The sequence below is a fragment of the Micromonospora sp. R77 genome (genome assembly GCF_022747945.1).
In the GTDB taxonomy this organism is placed as follows: Bacteria; Actinomycetota; Actinomycetes; order Mycobacteriales; family Micromonosporaceae; genus Micromonospora.
In genome coordinates this window covers 5,926,124-5,941,231 of record NZ_JALDST010000001.1, presented here as the reverse complement: position 1 = coordinate 5,941,231, position 15,108 = coordinate 5,926,124, and the positions used below count along the sequence as shown (strand labels likewise).

Here is a 15,108-nt window from a genome sequence, read left to right as displayed (position 1 = left end):
GCGGCGCGGGAGAGGCCGTAGCGGGAGATCCTCGCCGCGACTTGATATTCGGATTTATCGATGGAGAAGGTCAGGCTCAACGAGAGACGGCGACCGGCGGCTTCGGCGACTCCTGCGCACGGAGAAAGTTGGTGGCATCGATGGTGGCGCTGACCAGGGCGCACGTCGTCGCGGTGAGGGCGAGCCAGAAAGCCACGGTGCTCTTCCAGTCCTCGGCGATCTTCACGGTCACTATCTCGGCGACCTCTGCAGCCTCGGTGGACCGGCTCCGCCGAACGGTCGGGTCAGGCTGACGACGCCAGCCGAAGCGGGCGAAGAACTTGGCCCAGGTGTGGTTCGACCGGCCGCAGCCGAAGATCACCCCGTTGACCTTCCGTCCGCACCGGCCGCCCTTCTGGGTGGTCACGCCGCACGTCGTCGGCGCCTTCACGGCGAGCAGCCAGGCCGGGATGGCGATCGCGATCGACGCCGACCAGGCAAGGCTGATGAGGTCGAGCGTGACGAGGTAGTAGACGACGCCGACAATGGCCAACGCCTCAACGCCGAGGATCAGCATGGCCTGATCTCGCTTCAGCATGTGGGTGCCTCCGAGTGGTCAAGGAGCGCGACGATGTCAACGAGTTCGGCGCGGAGCCGGGTCAGCTCGGCTGCGGTGACGCCGAGTTCGTAGTGGTGGTGGTGACCGGCCCGGGACAGCGCCCACCACAGGTAGCTGGCCCGGCGCCCAAGGTCGGGGCCGGCGTAGTGGGCGAGCAGCAGCAGCTTCGGCCGCTGCACCCGGGTCCGTCCGATCTCGGGGCAGACGCGAGCCCAGTACCGGTCCATCGCTGCTTCCAGTTCGTGGCGAAGCAGCCACGCGCACGCACGGGGCCAGGCTCCACGGGTGCCTCGGATGACGCTGCTGAGCATCCGGTCGGCGGTGGCGAGGTACAGGGACGTCGTCATCGCAACCGCCCCACGAGCGCAGCGGTGTTGGCGACCATCGCCCGGACGGGCATGCTCCGGTGGCCGTGGACCGCATCCGCCACCGCTTTGACCGTCCGGGTGGCCTGCGTGCCGTAGTCACGGTCGAGACGAGCGAAGAGCTCCGGTCGGGGTACGAGGCGGCCGAAGAGCCCGAGGCTGAGCCGGTCCTTGACGGTGCGCGCCCGGCCGAGTCCTTCCTGGATCTGCTGGTAGGGCGTGCCGCGCCGATGCTCGGCGGCCCGGTAGCGATCCATGCTCATGGACTCGATCGCGGACCGGCAGAACCCGGCGACCATCAGGTACTTCGCCTCGTCCGAGATGTCGGCGGCGGCCAGGGCGCGGGCATCGTCGAGGTAGCGGTCCGCCGGGTCGCAGACCTTGCGGACCTCGACGATCGAGCCCTGGCGGCGAGTGACCTCCCGCACGTCGGCCTCGATGTCGAGGCGGCGGATCGCTTCCGGCAGCCGGTCGTCGTGGGTGAACACGATGACCTGCCGGGTCAGGGCGACCTCCCGCAACACCTCGGCCAAGCCGTCAATCTTGGTCGGGTCCATGCTCTGCACCGGGTCGTCGATAATCACGAACCGGTACGGGCTGGCCTTAGCGCAGGCACGGGGCAGGAAGACCGCGAGGCCGAGGGCGTGCAGCTCGCCCTGGCTCATCACCGCGAGCGCGCTGGTCTCGACGCCGTCGGCGGCCACGGGGAACAGGACCCGGCGGGTGTTGTTCACGCCTTCCATCCGCAGCCGGTGCAGCTCGACGTTGCTCTCCTGCCGCAGCTTCTGCCACACCCGATCCGACTGGGCGGCGAAGCTGCCCAGCCGGTCGGCCCGGATCGCCTTCTCGGCGGTGTCGAGAGCCGCACGAGCCTTGGTGAGCAGAGCCAGGGCCGGCGCCTCGGCGCGGACCACGGCCGCCGCGTCGACCCACCGGCGGATCGCGGCGCCGGGCTCGCGCCAGGCGTCGTGACGCTGGGCAAGCCAGCCGGCCGCCGCCTTCACGAGGGTGGTGTACGCCGCGACGACACTGTCCCAAGCGACCCGATCGGGGCCGAGCCCGGCGAGAGCTTCACGCATCGCCGCGCTCTCCCCCGGGATGTGGGGCGCCAGCGCCGCAGCGGCCGGTTCGAGCAGCCGGTGGATGTCGCCGAGCAGCCCATCGACCGTACGCTGGGCGTGCGCGTGAGCCTGCTGGGCCGCGCGTGCCGCCGCGGCGACCGCGGCCATCGTGGCGAGTTCCTCCTCGGCCTGCGTACGCCAGTCCTGGTCCAGGGTCCCGATGCGGCACACCGGGCAGGGGCCGTTCCCACGATCGTGGTGCACGTCGAGCGCGGCCCGCAGCAGCCGAGCGCTTCGATCCGCGGCGCCGCTGTCGGTCGCGGTCGCCTCACGCATCGCCGCCGCAGATTCGGCGAGGGCAACCAGCGCCCCACCCAGGTCGGGCAAGTCCTGCTCGGCGATCCGCCGGGCGGCTGCCGCTGCAGGTTCCTCCGGCGTGGCGGTGTCGCCGCGGGCGAGGTCGGCCAGCAGGGTCAGGTTTGCGCGGAGCGGACGTGCACCGAGCGCGCTCAGGGCGTCGCGGGCACGGTCGTCGTCGATGCGGCCGAGCTGTTCGCGCAGCTCGGTGAAGGCCGCCTTGAGCGCCTTGGCCCGGTCGTCGTAGACCTTGCGCCGCTGCTGCAGCCGGGCGTCGGTGTCGCGTAGCGGGCCCAGGCCGAGGATCGGCGCGATCGCGTCGTACAGTTCGGCCGGCTTCGCGGTGATGACCCGTTCAAGGTCGCGGGCGGACAGGAACGGCCGGTACCTGGCGGCCTGACCGACCCACTGCGGCACCTGACCGGGCGGCATCGCGGCGCCGCCCGTGGTCGTGGTGACCGTCGCGGAGGTCAGATCGGTTGCCCCGGCCGGCCAGGTGCGGTGGGTCGTCACCTGCTGGCCGGAGTCGAGCCGAAGGCTGAGCCGGATCTCCGATGCGCCGTCGTGGTGCAGGTTCCGCCAGCCCTCGCGGAAGGCCGGCGGGCGCTGCGCCCAGCGCAGAGAATCCTCGGTCAGCGCGTACTCGACGGCCTCGGCGATGCTGGACTTCCCGGAGCCGTTGCGGCCCACAAACACGGTCAGCCCTGTCTTGGGCAGCCGCCCAACCGTGACCTGCTGACCGATCCCGCGGAAGCCGGCAACCCGGACCTCTTCCAGGAATGCCTGCGGCGTTGCACCGCCCGCCTCACCCGGCTCGGGCGATGGCGGAAGGGCCTCACCTCGCAGTACGTCATTAAGAACCTGCTCGCCGTGGAAGGCGGCGAGAGCCAGGTCGCTGACCGGGCCAGGCACCTGGGACCGCTGGAGGCGGTCCACAAGCTCCTGGTAGAGCGTGAGTGTGTCGTTCATCAGACCCCCTGATGTCGTTGGCGCATCGAGGGAACCGCAGATTGGTCGCCTAAACTGCCCTACACACTGTTATCCCGGGATAACAGACCAGCGTTCGTCTTTGAACCTCAGGACTCGTACCGTGACCGCCAGAGCGAGGAGGTGAGCGGTGGAGGCGGAGTTGATGTCGCAGCGCGAGATCGCGCAGCTCGCGCGGGTCAGCAAGCCTGCGGTCACAACTTGGCGCCGGCGGCACCCCGACTTCCCTGCACCTGTGCCGGGCATCCATGGACAGCCCTTGTTTCCTGCAGACGCTGTCGTGGCTTGGCTACTCCGGACCGGGCTCGGCCACGCCGACCCGGACACCCTGCGCGCCGAGCGGTCCATGCACACGCTGGCGGCGTACGCCCGGCGGCACGGCGGCCGACGCACGATCGTCGTCCTCGGCGCCGCGCTCTGCCTCCGCCACCTCACCGGCCAGGCACTGCCCGCCGATCCTCTGCCACTGGCTCGGCGCCTCGATCCCGATGACGAGTTTCTGCTGCACGAGCTGACCGACGCCCCGGAACCGACCGGGCTCGCCCAACTGGTCGAGCAACTGATCGAGGGAGCCTTCGACCCCTGGCGCAGCTGTCAGTTCCTACTCAGCTCCGCTAACCACCTCGGCTGGCCTGAGCTGACAGCGGATGCACTCACCCCGGAGACGGTGGCCCTGATCCGTCGGGTGGCCGACGTGCCGACCCGGCTGCGCGCCCATCGCGCCGTCACCATCGCCGACGGCAACGCAGGCGCAGGCGACCTACTGACAGCGCTGGTAAGCGACCAGGACCGCGACAATCTGCGAGTCAACGCGGTCGTCGCCGACGAGGAACTCGCCCGTCTGGTGCGTCGGCAGTTACTCCTCGCCGAGTTACCCGAGTTCCAGTTCGAGGTGCGCGCCGATGAGCTGAACGAGGAATTCGCCGAACCGGACCTCATCGTCACTCGGCTCCCCTACCAACCGGCGGAGAGTCGAGAAGCCCTCGCCGACCTCGACCGGGTTGAAGCGATCGCCGATCTGCTCGGTCCGGGCCGCACGGCCATCGTCGTCGGCCCTGCGAGCAGCCTCGTTGACCAACTACGGGACGGGCCAGCGGCGCTACGGCGGTCTGCGCTGCTGAGCAGTGGCATCGTCGAGGCAGTTGTGCAACTTCCGGGCGGCGTCTACCCGGCCAGGCCAGGTCACCCCGCCGCCCTTTGGCTGCTGACCCGGGACCCGATCCACACCACCAAGGGCCGCCTGCTACTCGTCGACCTCAGCGGTCAGGCGCTTGGAGAGTCCACTGTCGAGTCCGCAGCCGAGGACATCCTTCTCTGGCGCGCCGAGGGTCACCGCAGTGACGGCCACGACCCGCGCACCGGCCGAATCGTCCCACTGGAGAGCCTCGACCTGCGTCAGGCTGCCGCCCTTCGGCCGCCCGGTCCGGCGTCAGTCACCCTGCATGCCCGCCTGGCCGCCGACCGCCCCGCGCTCGTTGGCGAGGTCGAGGGGCGTCTCGCCGACGCTGAGCAAGAGGCCATCCGTTACGGGAAGGAGAACGGCTTCCTGAACACCGGAGCGGTGCAGCGCGAGGGGATCAGGCCGAAAGAGCTTTCCTGCGAGGCGCTACGAACGGCTCGCCGGGTCCGCCCCCTCACCGGGCACCGCCTGAACCCCGAGCATGTCGGACCTCGGGGTCACCATCGGGTCATCGGCGCGGCAGAGGTACTCGCCCAGTCTTCCGGGCGTTGGATGGACCGGCTCACCCTCGCGGCGCAGTACCCGCAGGTCGCCCTTACTGAACCTGGTGACATCGTGGTCACCAGCGTTCCTCAGTTCGGGGTCCTTCTCGACGACGACGGCTTCTCGGTGATCGAGTTCCCCGCCAGCGGCCTACGTATCTCTTCTGGCGACCCGCTCACCCCCCGAGTGCTGGCGGCACTCCTGGGCACCGCCCGCAACATGACACGCAGCCCTGCCGCGGTGCGGGGCCCGCGGGTGCGAGACGCCATGATCCCCGACCTGGCCCCCGACGAGGCGGCCCGCTTGGACGACGTGCTGCGCCGTCTGGAGGAACGCGAGCACCTACTGCAGCAGCAGGCCGATCTCATGGCGACGTTGCGCGAACTCATCGTGACCGGCTTCGCCGACGGCACCCTCACGACTCTGTACGGTACGAACTCCTGAACGAGAGAACGGAACACACAGTGCCCCCACGTAAACGCGCCAACGGTCAGGCCGAGCTGTTCGGCGTGTCCAGCACCAAGCAGATCCAGGACATCCTGTGGAAGGCCGCCGACAAGCTGCGTGGCTCCATGGACGCTGCTCAGTACAAGGAGTTCGTCCTCGGCCTGGTCTTCCTCAAGTACGTCTCCGACGCGTTCGCCGAACGCCGCGCCCAGATCAAGGAAAGCCTCTCCGACATTCCTGAGAACCGCCGCGCTCAGTTCCTCGACGACCGCGACGAGTACGCCAGCGCGAACGTCTTCTGGGTGCCGGAGACCGCCCGTTGGGACTACCTGGTGGAGAACGCTCCCAGCGGGGTGGGCGAGCTGCTCGACAACGCCATGGAATCGATCATGCAGGAGAACCGCGCGCTGACCGGCGTCCTCCCGAAGATCTTCAACCGGGACAACGTCGACCAGAAGCGGTTGAAGGAACTCGTCGACCTGATCAGCGACGCCCGCTTCACCGGCCACGGAGACCGGAAGGCGCAGGACGTCCTCGGCGAGGTGTACGAATACTTCCTGGAGAAGTTCGCCCGCGCCGAGGGCAAGCGGGCCGGCGAGTTCTACACCCCGTCAAGCGTAGTCCGGGTTCTCGTCGAGGTGCTGGAGCCCTACGAGGGCCGGGTCTACGACCCGTGCTGCGGTTCCGGCGGCATGTTCGTCCAGTCCAAGAAGTTCGTCGAGGCCCGCGCCGGCCGCGACCACACGCACGACATCGCCGTCTACGGGCAGGAAGCCAACGAGCGCACCTGGCGGCTGGCGAAGATGAACCTCGCCATCCACGGAATGGACCCGGTCGGCATCGGCGACCGCTGGGCCGACACGTTCGCCGACGACAAGCACCCGGACCGGCGGGTCGACTTCGTCATGGCCAACCCGCCGTTCAACATGAGCGACTGGGCGCGCAAGGTGGGTGACCCACGCTGGCGCTACGGGACGCCGCCGCAGAGTAACGCCAACTACGCATGGCTCCAGCACATTCTCTTCAAGCTCGGTGACCGGGGCAGTGCCGGCGTCGTCCTCGCCAACGGCTCGATGTCATCCAAGCAGTCCGGCGAGGGCGACATCCGCCGTGAAATGGTTGAGAGGGACCTGGTGGCCTGCATGGTCGCCCTCCCGCCGAACCTGTTCCGCACCACCGCCATCCCCGCTTGCCTGTGGTTCTTGACCAAGGACAAGACCCCCCAGGGCGCGAAGGCGCTGGCCGACCGGCGCGGGGAGATCCTCTTCATCGACGCCCGCGCCCTCGGCACCATGGTCGACCGCACCGAGCGCATCCTCACCGACGACGACATCTCCAGGGTCGCCGACACCTACCACGCCTGGCGTGGCACGAAGTCCGCCAAGACCAAGGGCCAGACGTACGAGGATGTGCCGGGCTTCTGCTACTCGGCAAAGCTCGACGAGGTAGCCGCCCACGACCATGTCCTCACCCCCGGCCGCTACGTGGGCGCTGCCGAAGCTCAAGAGGACCCGGGCGCCGAGCCGCTCGCCGACCGCATCGAACGCCTCACCAAGGATCTGTACGCCCACTTCGACGAGTCCAGCCGCCTTGAAGCCCTCGTTCGCAACCAGGTTGGGAGCTTGGATGTTTGAGCTGACTTTAGGCGATGCGTTGGAGGTCCTCATCGACCACCGCGGCAAGACGCCAAAAAAGATGGGTGGCGATTTCACAGAGAAGGGGGCAAAGGTTATCTCTGCCCTTCTAGTCAAAGGCGGTTCGATAGATCTCTCGCAGGCCCGATGCGTCAGCGATGAGATGTATGAAAAGTGGATGCGCGTGCCAACCAAACGCCATGACGTCATCCTCACGTCGGAGGCGCCATTGGGCCGTTGCGCCCTGATCCCCGACAACGGCAGGTATGTGCTGGGGCAGCGGGTCTTCGGACTTCGCGGCAAGCCCGGCGTTCTCGACAGCCGGTATCTCTTTTATTCACTGCAGACTTCTTACGTGCAGGACCAACTGATCGGACGGTCTACTGGGACAACCGTGCTTGGCATCCGCCAGTCCGAGCTCGTGAAGGTTCGCATACCGGCAGCGGATTACCGCGAACAGCAGAAAATCGCACAAGTCCTGGGCGCGCTCGACGACAAGATTGCGGTCAACGACCGCATTGCCGGTTGTTCGCTAGCGCTCGCTGATGCACAATTCAGCCGTGCAGTGGCAGAAGTCCCCACCGGGCCGGAGACTTTCGGCTCTATCGCTCAGGTGGGTGGAGGTGGGACGCCAAGCACCAAAGTTACGGAGTACTGGGACGGCGACATCGCTTGGGCGACTCCGTCGGACGTGACAGCGCTAGGAGCTCCATACCTCTTCGGCACGAGCCGGAGGATCACAGATGCGGGACTCGACAACTGCGCATCAGTGTTGTACCCCGCTGGTTCAATCTTCATGACGTCGCGGGCTACTATCGGGGCGTTCGCGTTTCCGCAGGTACCAACGGCTGTGAATCAAGGTTTCATCGTGGTGGTGGCACCCGATGAAGACCTTGCGATGTGGTTGTTCCACGAGATGCGGGATCGGGTCGACGAGATGCGCAGTTTGGCGAATGGATCCACATTCCTCGAGCTGAGCAGAAAGAATTTCAAGGCCATTGGCGTTAGACTGCCCGCACCAGCCGCGCGCAAAGAATTTGCAGGGAAGGCCATCCCACTACACCAAAGGGCTGCGGCTGCCACAGCCGAGAACGCAACCCTTACCAAGTTGCGAGACACCCTATTGCCGGAGTTGATGTCCGGGCGGTTGCGGGTCAGGGACGCCGAGCAGGTTGTCGAAGCAGCGGTTTAGGAATGTCAACGGTTCACGGGGAGGGGTTGTGATGGGTGCGGGCGGGTGGATGAGCGAGGCGGACTGGGAGGCGCTCGCGCTGGATCAGCTCGGTGAGCTCGGGTGGGAGCCGGGTGCCGGGAAGGATTTCGCGCCGGGGTCGGGGCAGCGGCAGTCTTGGGCCGATCTGGTGCTCGTCGAGGACCTGCGGGCCGCGATCGAGCGACTCAACCCCGATCTGCCGCCCATGGCGGTCGCCGACGCGGTGCGGGCCGCCACCGACGTGGCCTCCAGGGAGGCGTTCGCCGAGAACCGGGCGGCGCACGAGCGGCTGGTCCACGGCATTCGCTCGATCACCTACACCGACGCGTTCGGCGCCGAGCACAACCCCACCGTGCGCGTTGCCGACCTAGACGAGCCCGACCGCAACGTCTACCGGGCGATCAACCAGGTCACGATCGTCGACGGCGACTTCCGGCGCCGGCTCGACATCGTGCTCTACCTCAACGGTCTCCCGGTCGCGATCGTCGAGCTCAAGAACGCCGCCGACGAGAACGCCACCCTGACGGGCGCGCACGCCCAGCTTCAGGCGTACCTCGCGGAGTTCCCGCTCTCCTTCCGGCATGCCGTCCTGTGCCTGATCTCCGACGGCATCACCGCGAAATACGGCACCCCGTTCACCCCCTACGAGCACTTCGCGCCGTGGAACGTCGACGACGAGGGGGAACGCGTCGACACCACCGCGTCGGACTACGACGGTCCGGAAGCGCTCACCGTCGCCCTCTACGGGCTGTTCAACCAGCGGCGCTTCCTGGAGCTCACCAGCGGCTTCGTCAACTTCACGTCGAAGGCGAAGCGGATCGCGAAGGCGCATCAACACTTCGCGGTTGTCCGGGCCGTCGAGTGCATCGTGCGGGCCTCGCAGAGCGACGGGAAGGCGGGCGTCGTCTGGCACACCCAGGGCTCGGGTAAGTCCGAGGAGATGGTGTGCACGGCGGCGTTGACCGTCCGCCACCCCGCCCTGAAGAACCCGACCATCGTGGTGCTCACCGACCGCACCGACCTCGACGACCAGCTCTTCGACACGTTCCTCGACAGCCAGACGCTGCTGGGCCAGGAGCCGGAGCAGGCCGACACCCGCGCCGAACTGCGGGACAAGCTGTCGAACCGCAACGCCGGCGGCATCATCTTCACCACGCTGCAGAAGTTCGGACGTACGAAAGAAGAGCGCGACGCCGGGAGGCCGCATCCGCTCCTGTCCGACCGCCGCAACATCCTGGTGATCGTCGACGAGGCGCACCGCAGCCACTACGACAGCCTGGACGGCTACGCCCGGCACCTCCGCGACGCGCTGCCGCACGCCACGTTCATCGCCTTCACCGGCACCCCGATCGCCACCGCCGAAGTGAACACCCGCGCCGTCTTCGGCGACTACATCGACGTGTACGACCTCAAGCGTGCCGTCGACGACGAGGCGACCGTGCGGGTCTACCACGAGCCGCGGATCATTCCGGTGTCGCTGCCGCCGGACATCGACCCGGAGAGCATCGACGAACAGGTGGAGCAGCTCACTGCCAGCCTGGACGACGCGGAGCGACGTAGGGCCGAGGCGTACGCGGCCACCATGAACACCGTCTACGGAGCCCCCGACCGGGTCGAGACCCTCGCGAAGGACCTCGTTGAGCACTGGGAGAAGCGGCGGGAGCTGATGCGGCCGCAGCTCGGCGGGCCGGGCAAGGCGATGCTGGTCTGCGCAACGCGGGAGATCTGTGTCCGCGTCTTCGACGCCCTCAAGGAGCTTCGGCCCGACTGGGCGGACCCGGCCGTCGACAAGGGCAAGATGAAGATCGTCTTTCATGGGGTGCCCAGCGACAAGGAGGTGCTGCGCCCGCACCACCTGCGCCCGTCGCAGCAAAAGACTATCCAAGCCCGCGCCAAGGACCCGGACGACGAGCTGGAGCTGCTCATCGTGCACTCGATGCTGCTCACCGGCTACGACGCGCCGCCGATTCACACCATCTACATGGACCGGCCGATGAAGGGCGCCAACCTGATGCAGGCGCTGGCTCGGGTCAACCGCCGGTTCCGGGAGAAGCAGGACGGCTTGCTGGTCGGCTACGCCCCGCTGACCGAGAACCTGCGCAAGGCGCTCACCGAGTACACGCCCAGCGATCAGGAGGACCAGACCCTCGGCCGGGAGATCGAGCGGGCGATCAGCGAGGTGTTCAACGAGATCTCCGTCCTCGATGCCATGCTGGCCCCGGTCAAGTGGCGGGAGATCCTGGACGACGAGACGGACCCGACCCGCTGGCGCCGGGCGGTGAAGAAGGCCGCCAACTTCCTGCGCAACCCGCGAACCCCCGGTAACGACGTCGAACCCGGCACGAAGCCGCTGCACCGGCGGTTCCGTGACTCGGCGGGCCGGCTGGAACGCTTCTACACGCTCTGCGCGACCAGCCGCGACTTCGCCGAACGCGCCGGTGACATCCAGCGGATGCGCCGCGACATCCACTACTTCCGCGACGTGCGGGTCTGGATCGTCAAGGAGGAGGCCGCCGACCGAGAGGCCAAGGGTCTACCCAACACGGCCGAGGTGGAACGCTACCTGTCCCAGCTCGCCGCCGAGGTCGTCGACGCCGCCGACATCACCGACATCTACGAGGAGGCGGGCCTCGGCAAGCTCGACATCACCGAACTCAACGGGGTCGCGTTGCAGCGCCTGCAGGACTCGGAAACCCCGCACCTGGCCGCCGCGGCGCTGCGCCGGCTGATCGAGCGAAAGATGCGTGAGGTCACCAAGCACAACGTGGTCCGTCAGGAACGCTTCTCGGCCCAGCTCGAAGACCTGATGAACCGCTACATGCGTCAGCAGCTGACCAGCGCGCAGCTCATCGTCGAGCTGGTCGAGCTGGCCAAGCAGGTGTCCGCGGACGCCCGGCGCGGCCAGCAGTTCGACCCTCCGCTAAACCACGCCGAACTGGCCTTCTACGACGCCGTTGCCCAGAACGGGGCGGCTACGGAGCTCATGGGTGTTGGCACCCTGGCAGAGATCGCCCGGCAGCTGGTCAAGTCGATCCAGTCGTCGATCACGGTGGACTGGTTCTCCCGTGAACCGGTACGTGCCAAGCTCCGCAGCCATATCCGCCGCCTGCTGGCTCGCTACGACTATCCGCCCGATCACGAGCGTGCGGCCGTCGACCTGGTCATTCGCCAGATGGAGACGTTCGCGAACGAGTGGGCTCCGGGAGGGCAGGCCGCCCAGCGGTGACAGGCGGCGGCCGGCTACCCCTGCCGGTGGTGCGATGGCTTAAGCGTGTCCTCACCGTGCCAGAGGCCACCTCACCAGTATCGCTCAGCACGCTGAGCAATACGGGGCTGACTGCGGGTGGTGTCGTTGGATAGGGTCGGCGCCAGAGATCGCGGTCCATCGGTCCTGGGGAGACGTTGGCATGGAGTCGGTGGCGTCGGCCTTCGGTCGGGCGGTGGCGGCGCATCGAGAAGCGGTATCGCATGCCGAGGCCGCCCGTGCGCGGTTGCGCGCTGGTGCCGGACCGGACGGCGTCTCTGCGCAGGCCAGCGAAGTTGCTCGGCGTTTCGCTGCCGGTATGCAGCGAATGGCCGAGGGACTGACGCCGGGCTGGCTCGGTTGCCGGTTGGACGCTGCCGCCGCGGCCCTTCCGACAGGTGCAGACGCGGCTGCAGGTCGCCCGCTTGCTGTTCGGCTGGGTGAGGCGTCACCAGTCCCCGGAAGCGTCTTCGGTGTCGTCGTACCGTTCGTGGGTGCTGGTCATCTGGCGGTCGACAGCGACGGCCGCGACCCGTCTGTAGCACGATGGCTACGCGGCATGCTGCTGCGAGTGCTTGCGGCGTTGCCGGACGGCGCACTTCGGGTCGCGGCCGTGGACGGGGCGACGCTCGGGGCGGTTTTCGGCCCGTTCCGCGCAATGGTGGAGGCGGAGGCGTGGCGGAGGCCCGCGATCGACCCTTCGGGTTTCGAGCAGGTGCTGACCGAGGCGGAGGAGCGGATCGAGCGGGTTCAGGCCGGCGCGACCGATCCATCGGTGCTGCTGGTGTGTGTCGCGGCGCTGCCGCAGGGCGCGGGGCGTACCGAGTGGTCGCGGTTGGCGGCGATCGCGCACGCCGGTCCGGCCGCAGGTGTGTTCCTGCTGTTGGCCGGCTATCCGCCGCCTCAGCATCCGGGGCTGGAGGCGGCACCTCGATTGGAGCGGACGACGCAGCTGACAGCAGCCGGCGGCGGATTGTTCAGGGTTTCGGACCCGCCGGGTCCGTACCGGTTCAGTGACGACGGTGTGGGCTTGGCGGTGCCGATGCGGTTGGACGGAGGCCCATCGGACGATCTGATCGAGACGGTCTGTCGCAGGTTGGCGAAAGCAGCGCGGGTGCAGGCGTCGACGGACTTCGCGGCGTTGATGCCGACCGAGATTTGGCAGGAGTCGTCGGCCGGCGGGCTGCGCACCGTGGTGGGTCGGGAAGGCCGCGCCGAGTGTGTGCTGGCGCTGGATGATGCGACGCCGCACTGGTTGGTGGGTGGGCGCACCGGGTCGGGCAAGACCGTCTTCCTGCTGGATGTGCTCTACGGTCTGGCGTCGCGCTACTCCCCGGACGAGTTGGGCCTGTATCTATTGGATTTCAAGGAGGGGGTGTCGTTCGCGGAGTTCACCCCGACGGCGGTGGACCCGTCGTGGATCCCGCACGCCCGTACCGTGGGCATCGAGTCCGACCGGGAGTACGGGCTGGCGGTGTTGCGCACGTTGTCGCGGGAGATGACCCGGCGGGCGACGGAGCTGAAGCGGGCTGGGGTAACGAAGCTGGCCGACCTGCGCGCCGGGCGGCCGGATGTGGCGATGCCGCGGCTGGTGGCGGTGATCGACGAGTTCCATGTGCTGTTCGAAGGCAACGACGCGGTGGCCCGGCAGGCGGTGGCGCTGCTGGAGGAGTTGGCGCGTAAGGGCCGCTCGTACGGCATCCACCTGGTCCTGGCCTCGCAGACGATCTCCGGGGTGGAGGCGCTGTTCGCCAAGACCGAGTCGATCTTCGGGCAGTTCCCGCTGCGGGTCGCGCTCGCCGGTGGCGGCGGGATCCTCGACCAGCTCAACGACGGCGCGGACAACCTTCCGATCGGCGCAGCCGTCGTCAACACGGCGGCCGGCTTACCGGGAGCGAACCGGGTGATCCGCTTCCCGAACGCCGATAGCGCGTCAGTGACCGCGCAGCGGCACCTGCTGTGGAACGCTCGTCCGCCGGGCGACGCGCCACCGGCGGTGTTCGCCGGCTACGCCGAGCAGCACCCCGACGCCGATCCCACCTTCACCCGCCTGACACCTGACGTACGGCGACGGCGGGCCCTGGTAGGCCGCGCCGTCGACGTCGGCCTGCCCACCGCCGGGTTCACCCTCGACGCCACCCCGGGCAGCCACCTGGCCGTGCTCGGCACCTCCCCCGTCGGAGCCGACGTCCTGTACGCAGCCGCAGTCAGCCTGGCCCGCCAGCACATCCCCGGCACCGCCCGCTTCCTCGTCGCTCCGCTTGTCGCCGCCGCCGACGAGGCCGCCGACGCCACCGTCGAGGCAATCACCGCAGCCGGCCACCCCTGCGAAACGATCACCTCCACCCAGTACCGGACGCAGTTGGTCGACGTCGCCCAGCAGTCCGAGCCCGGCGGCGGGAAGTCGACGTACCTGGTGGTGTTTGGCGCCGACACCGCGACCAACCTCCTCGCTACCAGCGACCCAACCACCTACCGCTCCGGGCACGACGACCTGCGGGCCGTGTTGGCCAACGGGCCCGGCCACGGTGTGCACCTGCTCGGCTGGTGGCGCACGCTGAGCCGGTTCAGCGACGACCTTGGCCCCACCGGCGGCGGCGAGGTCGCCTGCCTCGTCGCGCTCAACCTGCCCGGCAGCGACATCGGCTCCCTGCTCGGCGACTACGCCTCCGAGTGGCAGTCCCGACCCAACCGGGCCCTGCTGATCGACCGCAACGACAACCGCCGCACCCTCATCGTCCCCTACGTCCGCCCCGGAACCCTCGACCAGATCGACGACCTCACATGACCAACCCCGTCACCCCGATGCCGCGCGACGGCGGCTGGGCCGCCTACACCGACCACGCGCGCCGTCTCGCCGCCCTGCTACAGGACGAACGCTCACGAGCCGAGCAGCAGGCCGCGACGAGCCGTAGCGGTCAGGCCGCCCTCGACCAGATCACCCACCGGCTCGCAACTCAGCGGCAACACCTACACCAGCTCGCCGCCACGCTGCGCCTGCCCGAGCCGCACATCGGCGGCATCGCCCCCAGCCCTGTCCCGGATCAGGCCGAGGCGCTTCGCCGGGCCGTCGCAGCCGCCGACACGGCCGATACCGCCGCCGAGCACGCCCACCGGCAGGCCGCGCAACCACCGCTGCTGCCCGGGCTCACGCCGCTGGCCCGCAACGCTCTCGTTTACGCCGCTGCAGCGACCCTCGGCACCCTCGCCTCGCTGCTGATGTTTGCCGTCAGCCCCGACGCCGACCTCGGCCGTATCCCCTGGCAACTCGTGCCCTGGTCGCTGTGTGGGCTGCCCGCTCTGGCGTTCTTCGCCGGCTACCTCACGATCAGCCTTGTCGGTCAGCCGCGCATCGGCGGAGGCGGCACCCGATCCGCCCGCGCAGGCGGAGTGATCTGTTTTGTCGGCATGCCGATCTTGTGGTTCATCTTCATCGCTGCAACCCAAGGCTGAACCGCAGACGCACCTGCCATCGGTGG

Annotated in this window: 9 protein-coding genes; 6 read left to right on the top strand and 3 right to left on the bottom strand. The window is 68.5% G+C overall.

Annotated features, from left to right (window positions below; genetic code table 11):
• Positions 1-76 precede the first annotated feature (76 nt).
• The 3 genes from MRQ36_RS27545 to MRQ36_RS27535 are packed head-to-tail and all read right to left on the bottom strand — an operon-like array spanning position 77 to position 3,350.
• Positions 77-577, bottom strand: coding sequence for a hypothetical protein (locus tag MRQ36_RS27545; protein ID WP_151454322.1), 501 nt, complete (start codon positions 575-577; stop codon positions 77-79).
• The gene (locus MRQ36_RS27540) at positions 571-945 is read right to left on the bottom strand and encodes a hypothetical protein (RefSeq protein ID WP_242799663.1); all 375 of its coding nucleotides are present in this window, start codon (positions 943-945) and stop codon (positions 571-573) included. Before MRQ36_RS27540 ends, MRQ36_RS27545 begins: the two co-directional genes overlap by 7 nt.
• On the bottom strand, positions 942-3,350 hold the full coding sequence (locus tag MRQ36_RS27535; protein WP_242799662.1) for an AAA family ATPase: 2,409 nt from the start codon (positions 3,348-3,350) through the stop codon (positions 942-944). The genes MRQ36_RS27540 and MRQ36_RS27535 overlap by 4 nt, the downstream gene beginning before the upstream one ends.
• A gap of 148 nt (positions 3,351-3,498) precedes the next feature.
• Between MRQ36_RS27535 and MRQ36_RS27530 the strand changes: the two genes are divergently transcribed.
• From MRQ36_RS27530 to MRQ36_RS27505, 6 genes are all read left to right on the top strand, one after another.
• Positions 3,499-5,535: an SAM-dependent DNA methyltransferase gene (locus MRQ36_RS27530; RefSeq protein WP_242799661.1), complete on the top strand. Its 2,037-nt coding sequence runs from the start codon at positions 3,499-3,501 to the stop codon at positions 5,533-5,535.
• A gap of 20 nt (positions 5,536-5,555) precedes the next feature.
• Positions 5,556-7,172, top strand: a complete 1,617-nt coding sequence (locus MRQ36_RS27525) for a class I SAM-dependent DNA methyltransferase (protein WP_242799660.1) — start codon at positions 5,556-5,558, stop codon at positions 7,170-7,172.
• Entirely contained in the window at positions 7,165-8,364 is a 1,200-nt protein-coding gene (locus tag MRQ36_RS27520) for a restriction endonuclease subunit S (protein WP_242799659.1), read from the top strand. The genes MRQ36_RS27525 and MRQ36_RS27520 overlap by 8 nt, the downstream gene beginning before the upstream one ends.
• 31 nt (positions 8,365-8,395) lie before the next feature.
• Positions 8,396-11,611 (top strand): type I restriction endonuclease subunit R, encoded by a 3,216-nt coding sequence (locus MRQ36_RS27515; protein WP_374251208.1) that lies wholly within the window; start codon positions 8,396-8,398, stop codon positions 11,609-11,611.
• A 181-nt stretch (positions 11,612-11,792) separates the two neighbouring features.
• Entirely contained in the window at positions 11,793-14,417 is a 2,625-nt protein-coding gene (locus tag MRQ36_RS27510) for an FtsK/SpoIIIE domain-containing protein (RefSeq protein WP_242799657.1), read from the top strand.
• Complete coding sequence (locus MRQ36_RS27505) at positions 14,414-15,082, top strand: hypothetical protein (RefSeq protein WP_242799656.1); 669 nt, start codon at positions 14,414-14,416, stop codon at positions 15,080-15,082. The genes MRQ36_RS27510 and MRQ36_RS27505 overlap by 4 nt, the downstream gene beginning before the upstream one ends.
• The last annotated feature ends 26 nt before the right edge of the window (positions 15,083-15,108 follow it).

What these genes read in the sequence shown, in the direction of transcription:
- MRQ36_RS27545 (WP_151454322.1), bottom strand. Translation starts at nt 577, where the DNA reads ATGCTGAAGCGAGATCAGGCCATGCTGATCCTCGGCGTTGAGGCGTTG.
- MRQ36_RS27540 (WP_242799663.1), bottom strand. Translation starts at nt 945, where the DNA reads ATGACGACGTCCCTGTACCTCGCCACCGCCGACCGGATGCTCAGCAGC.
- MRQ36_RS27535 (WP_242799662.1), bottom strand. Translation starts at nt 3,350, where the DNA reads ATGAACGACACACTCACGCTCTACCAGGAGCTTGTGGACCGCCTCCAG.
- MRQ36_RS27520 (WP_242799659.1), top strand. Translation starts at nt 7,165, where the DNA reads ATGTTTGAGCTGACTTTAGGCGATGCGTTGGAGGTCCTCATCGACCAC.
- MRQ36_RS27515 (WP_374251208.1), top strand. Translation starts at nt 8,396, where the DNA reads ATGGGTGCGGGCGGGTGGATGAGCGAGGCGGACTGGGAGGCGCTCGCG.
- MRQ36_RS27510 (WP_242799657.1), top strand. Translation starts at nt 11,793, where the DNA reads ATGGAGTCGGTGGCGTCGGCCTTCGGTCGGGCGGTGGCGGCGCATCGA.
- MRQ36_RS27505 (WP_242799656.1), top strand. Translation starts at nt 14,414, where the DNA reads ATGACCAACCCCGTCACCCCGATGCCGCGCGACGGCGGCTGGGCCGCC.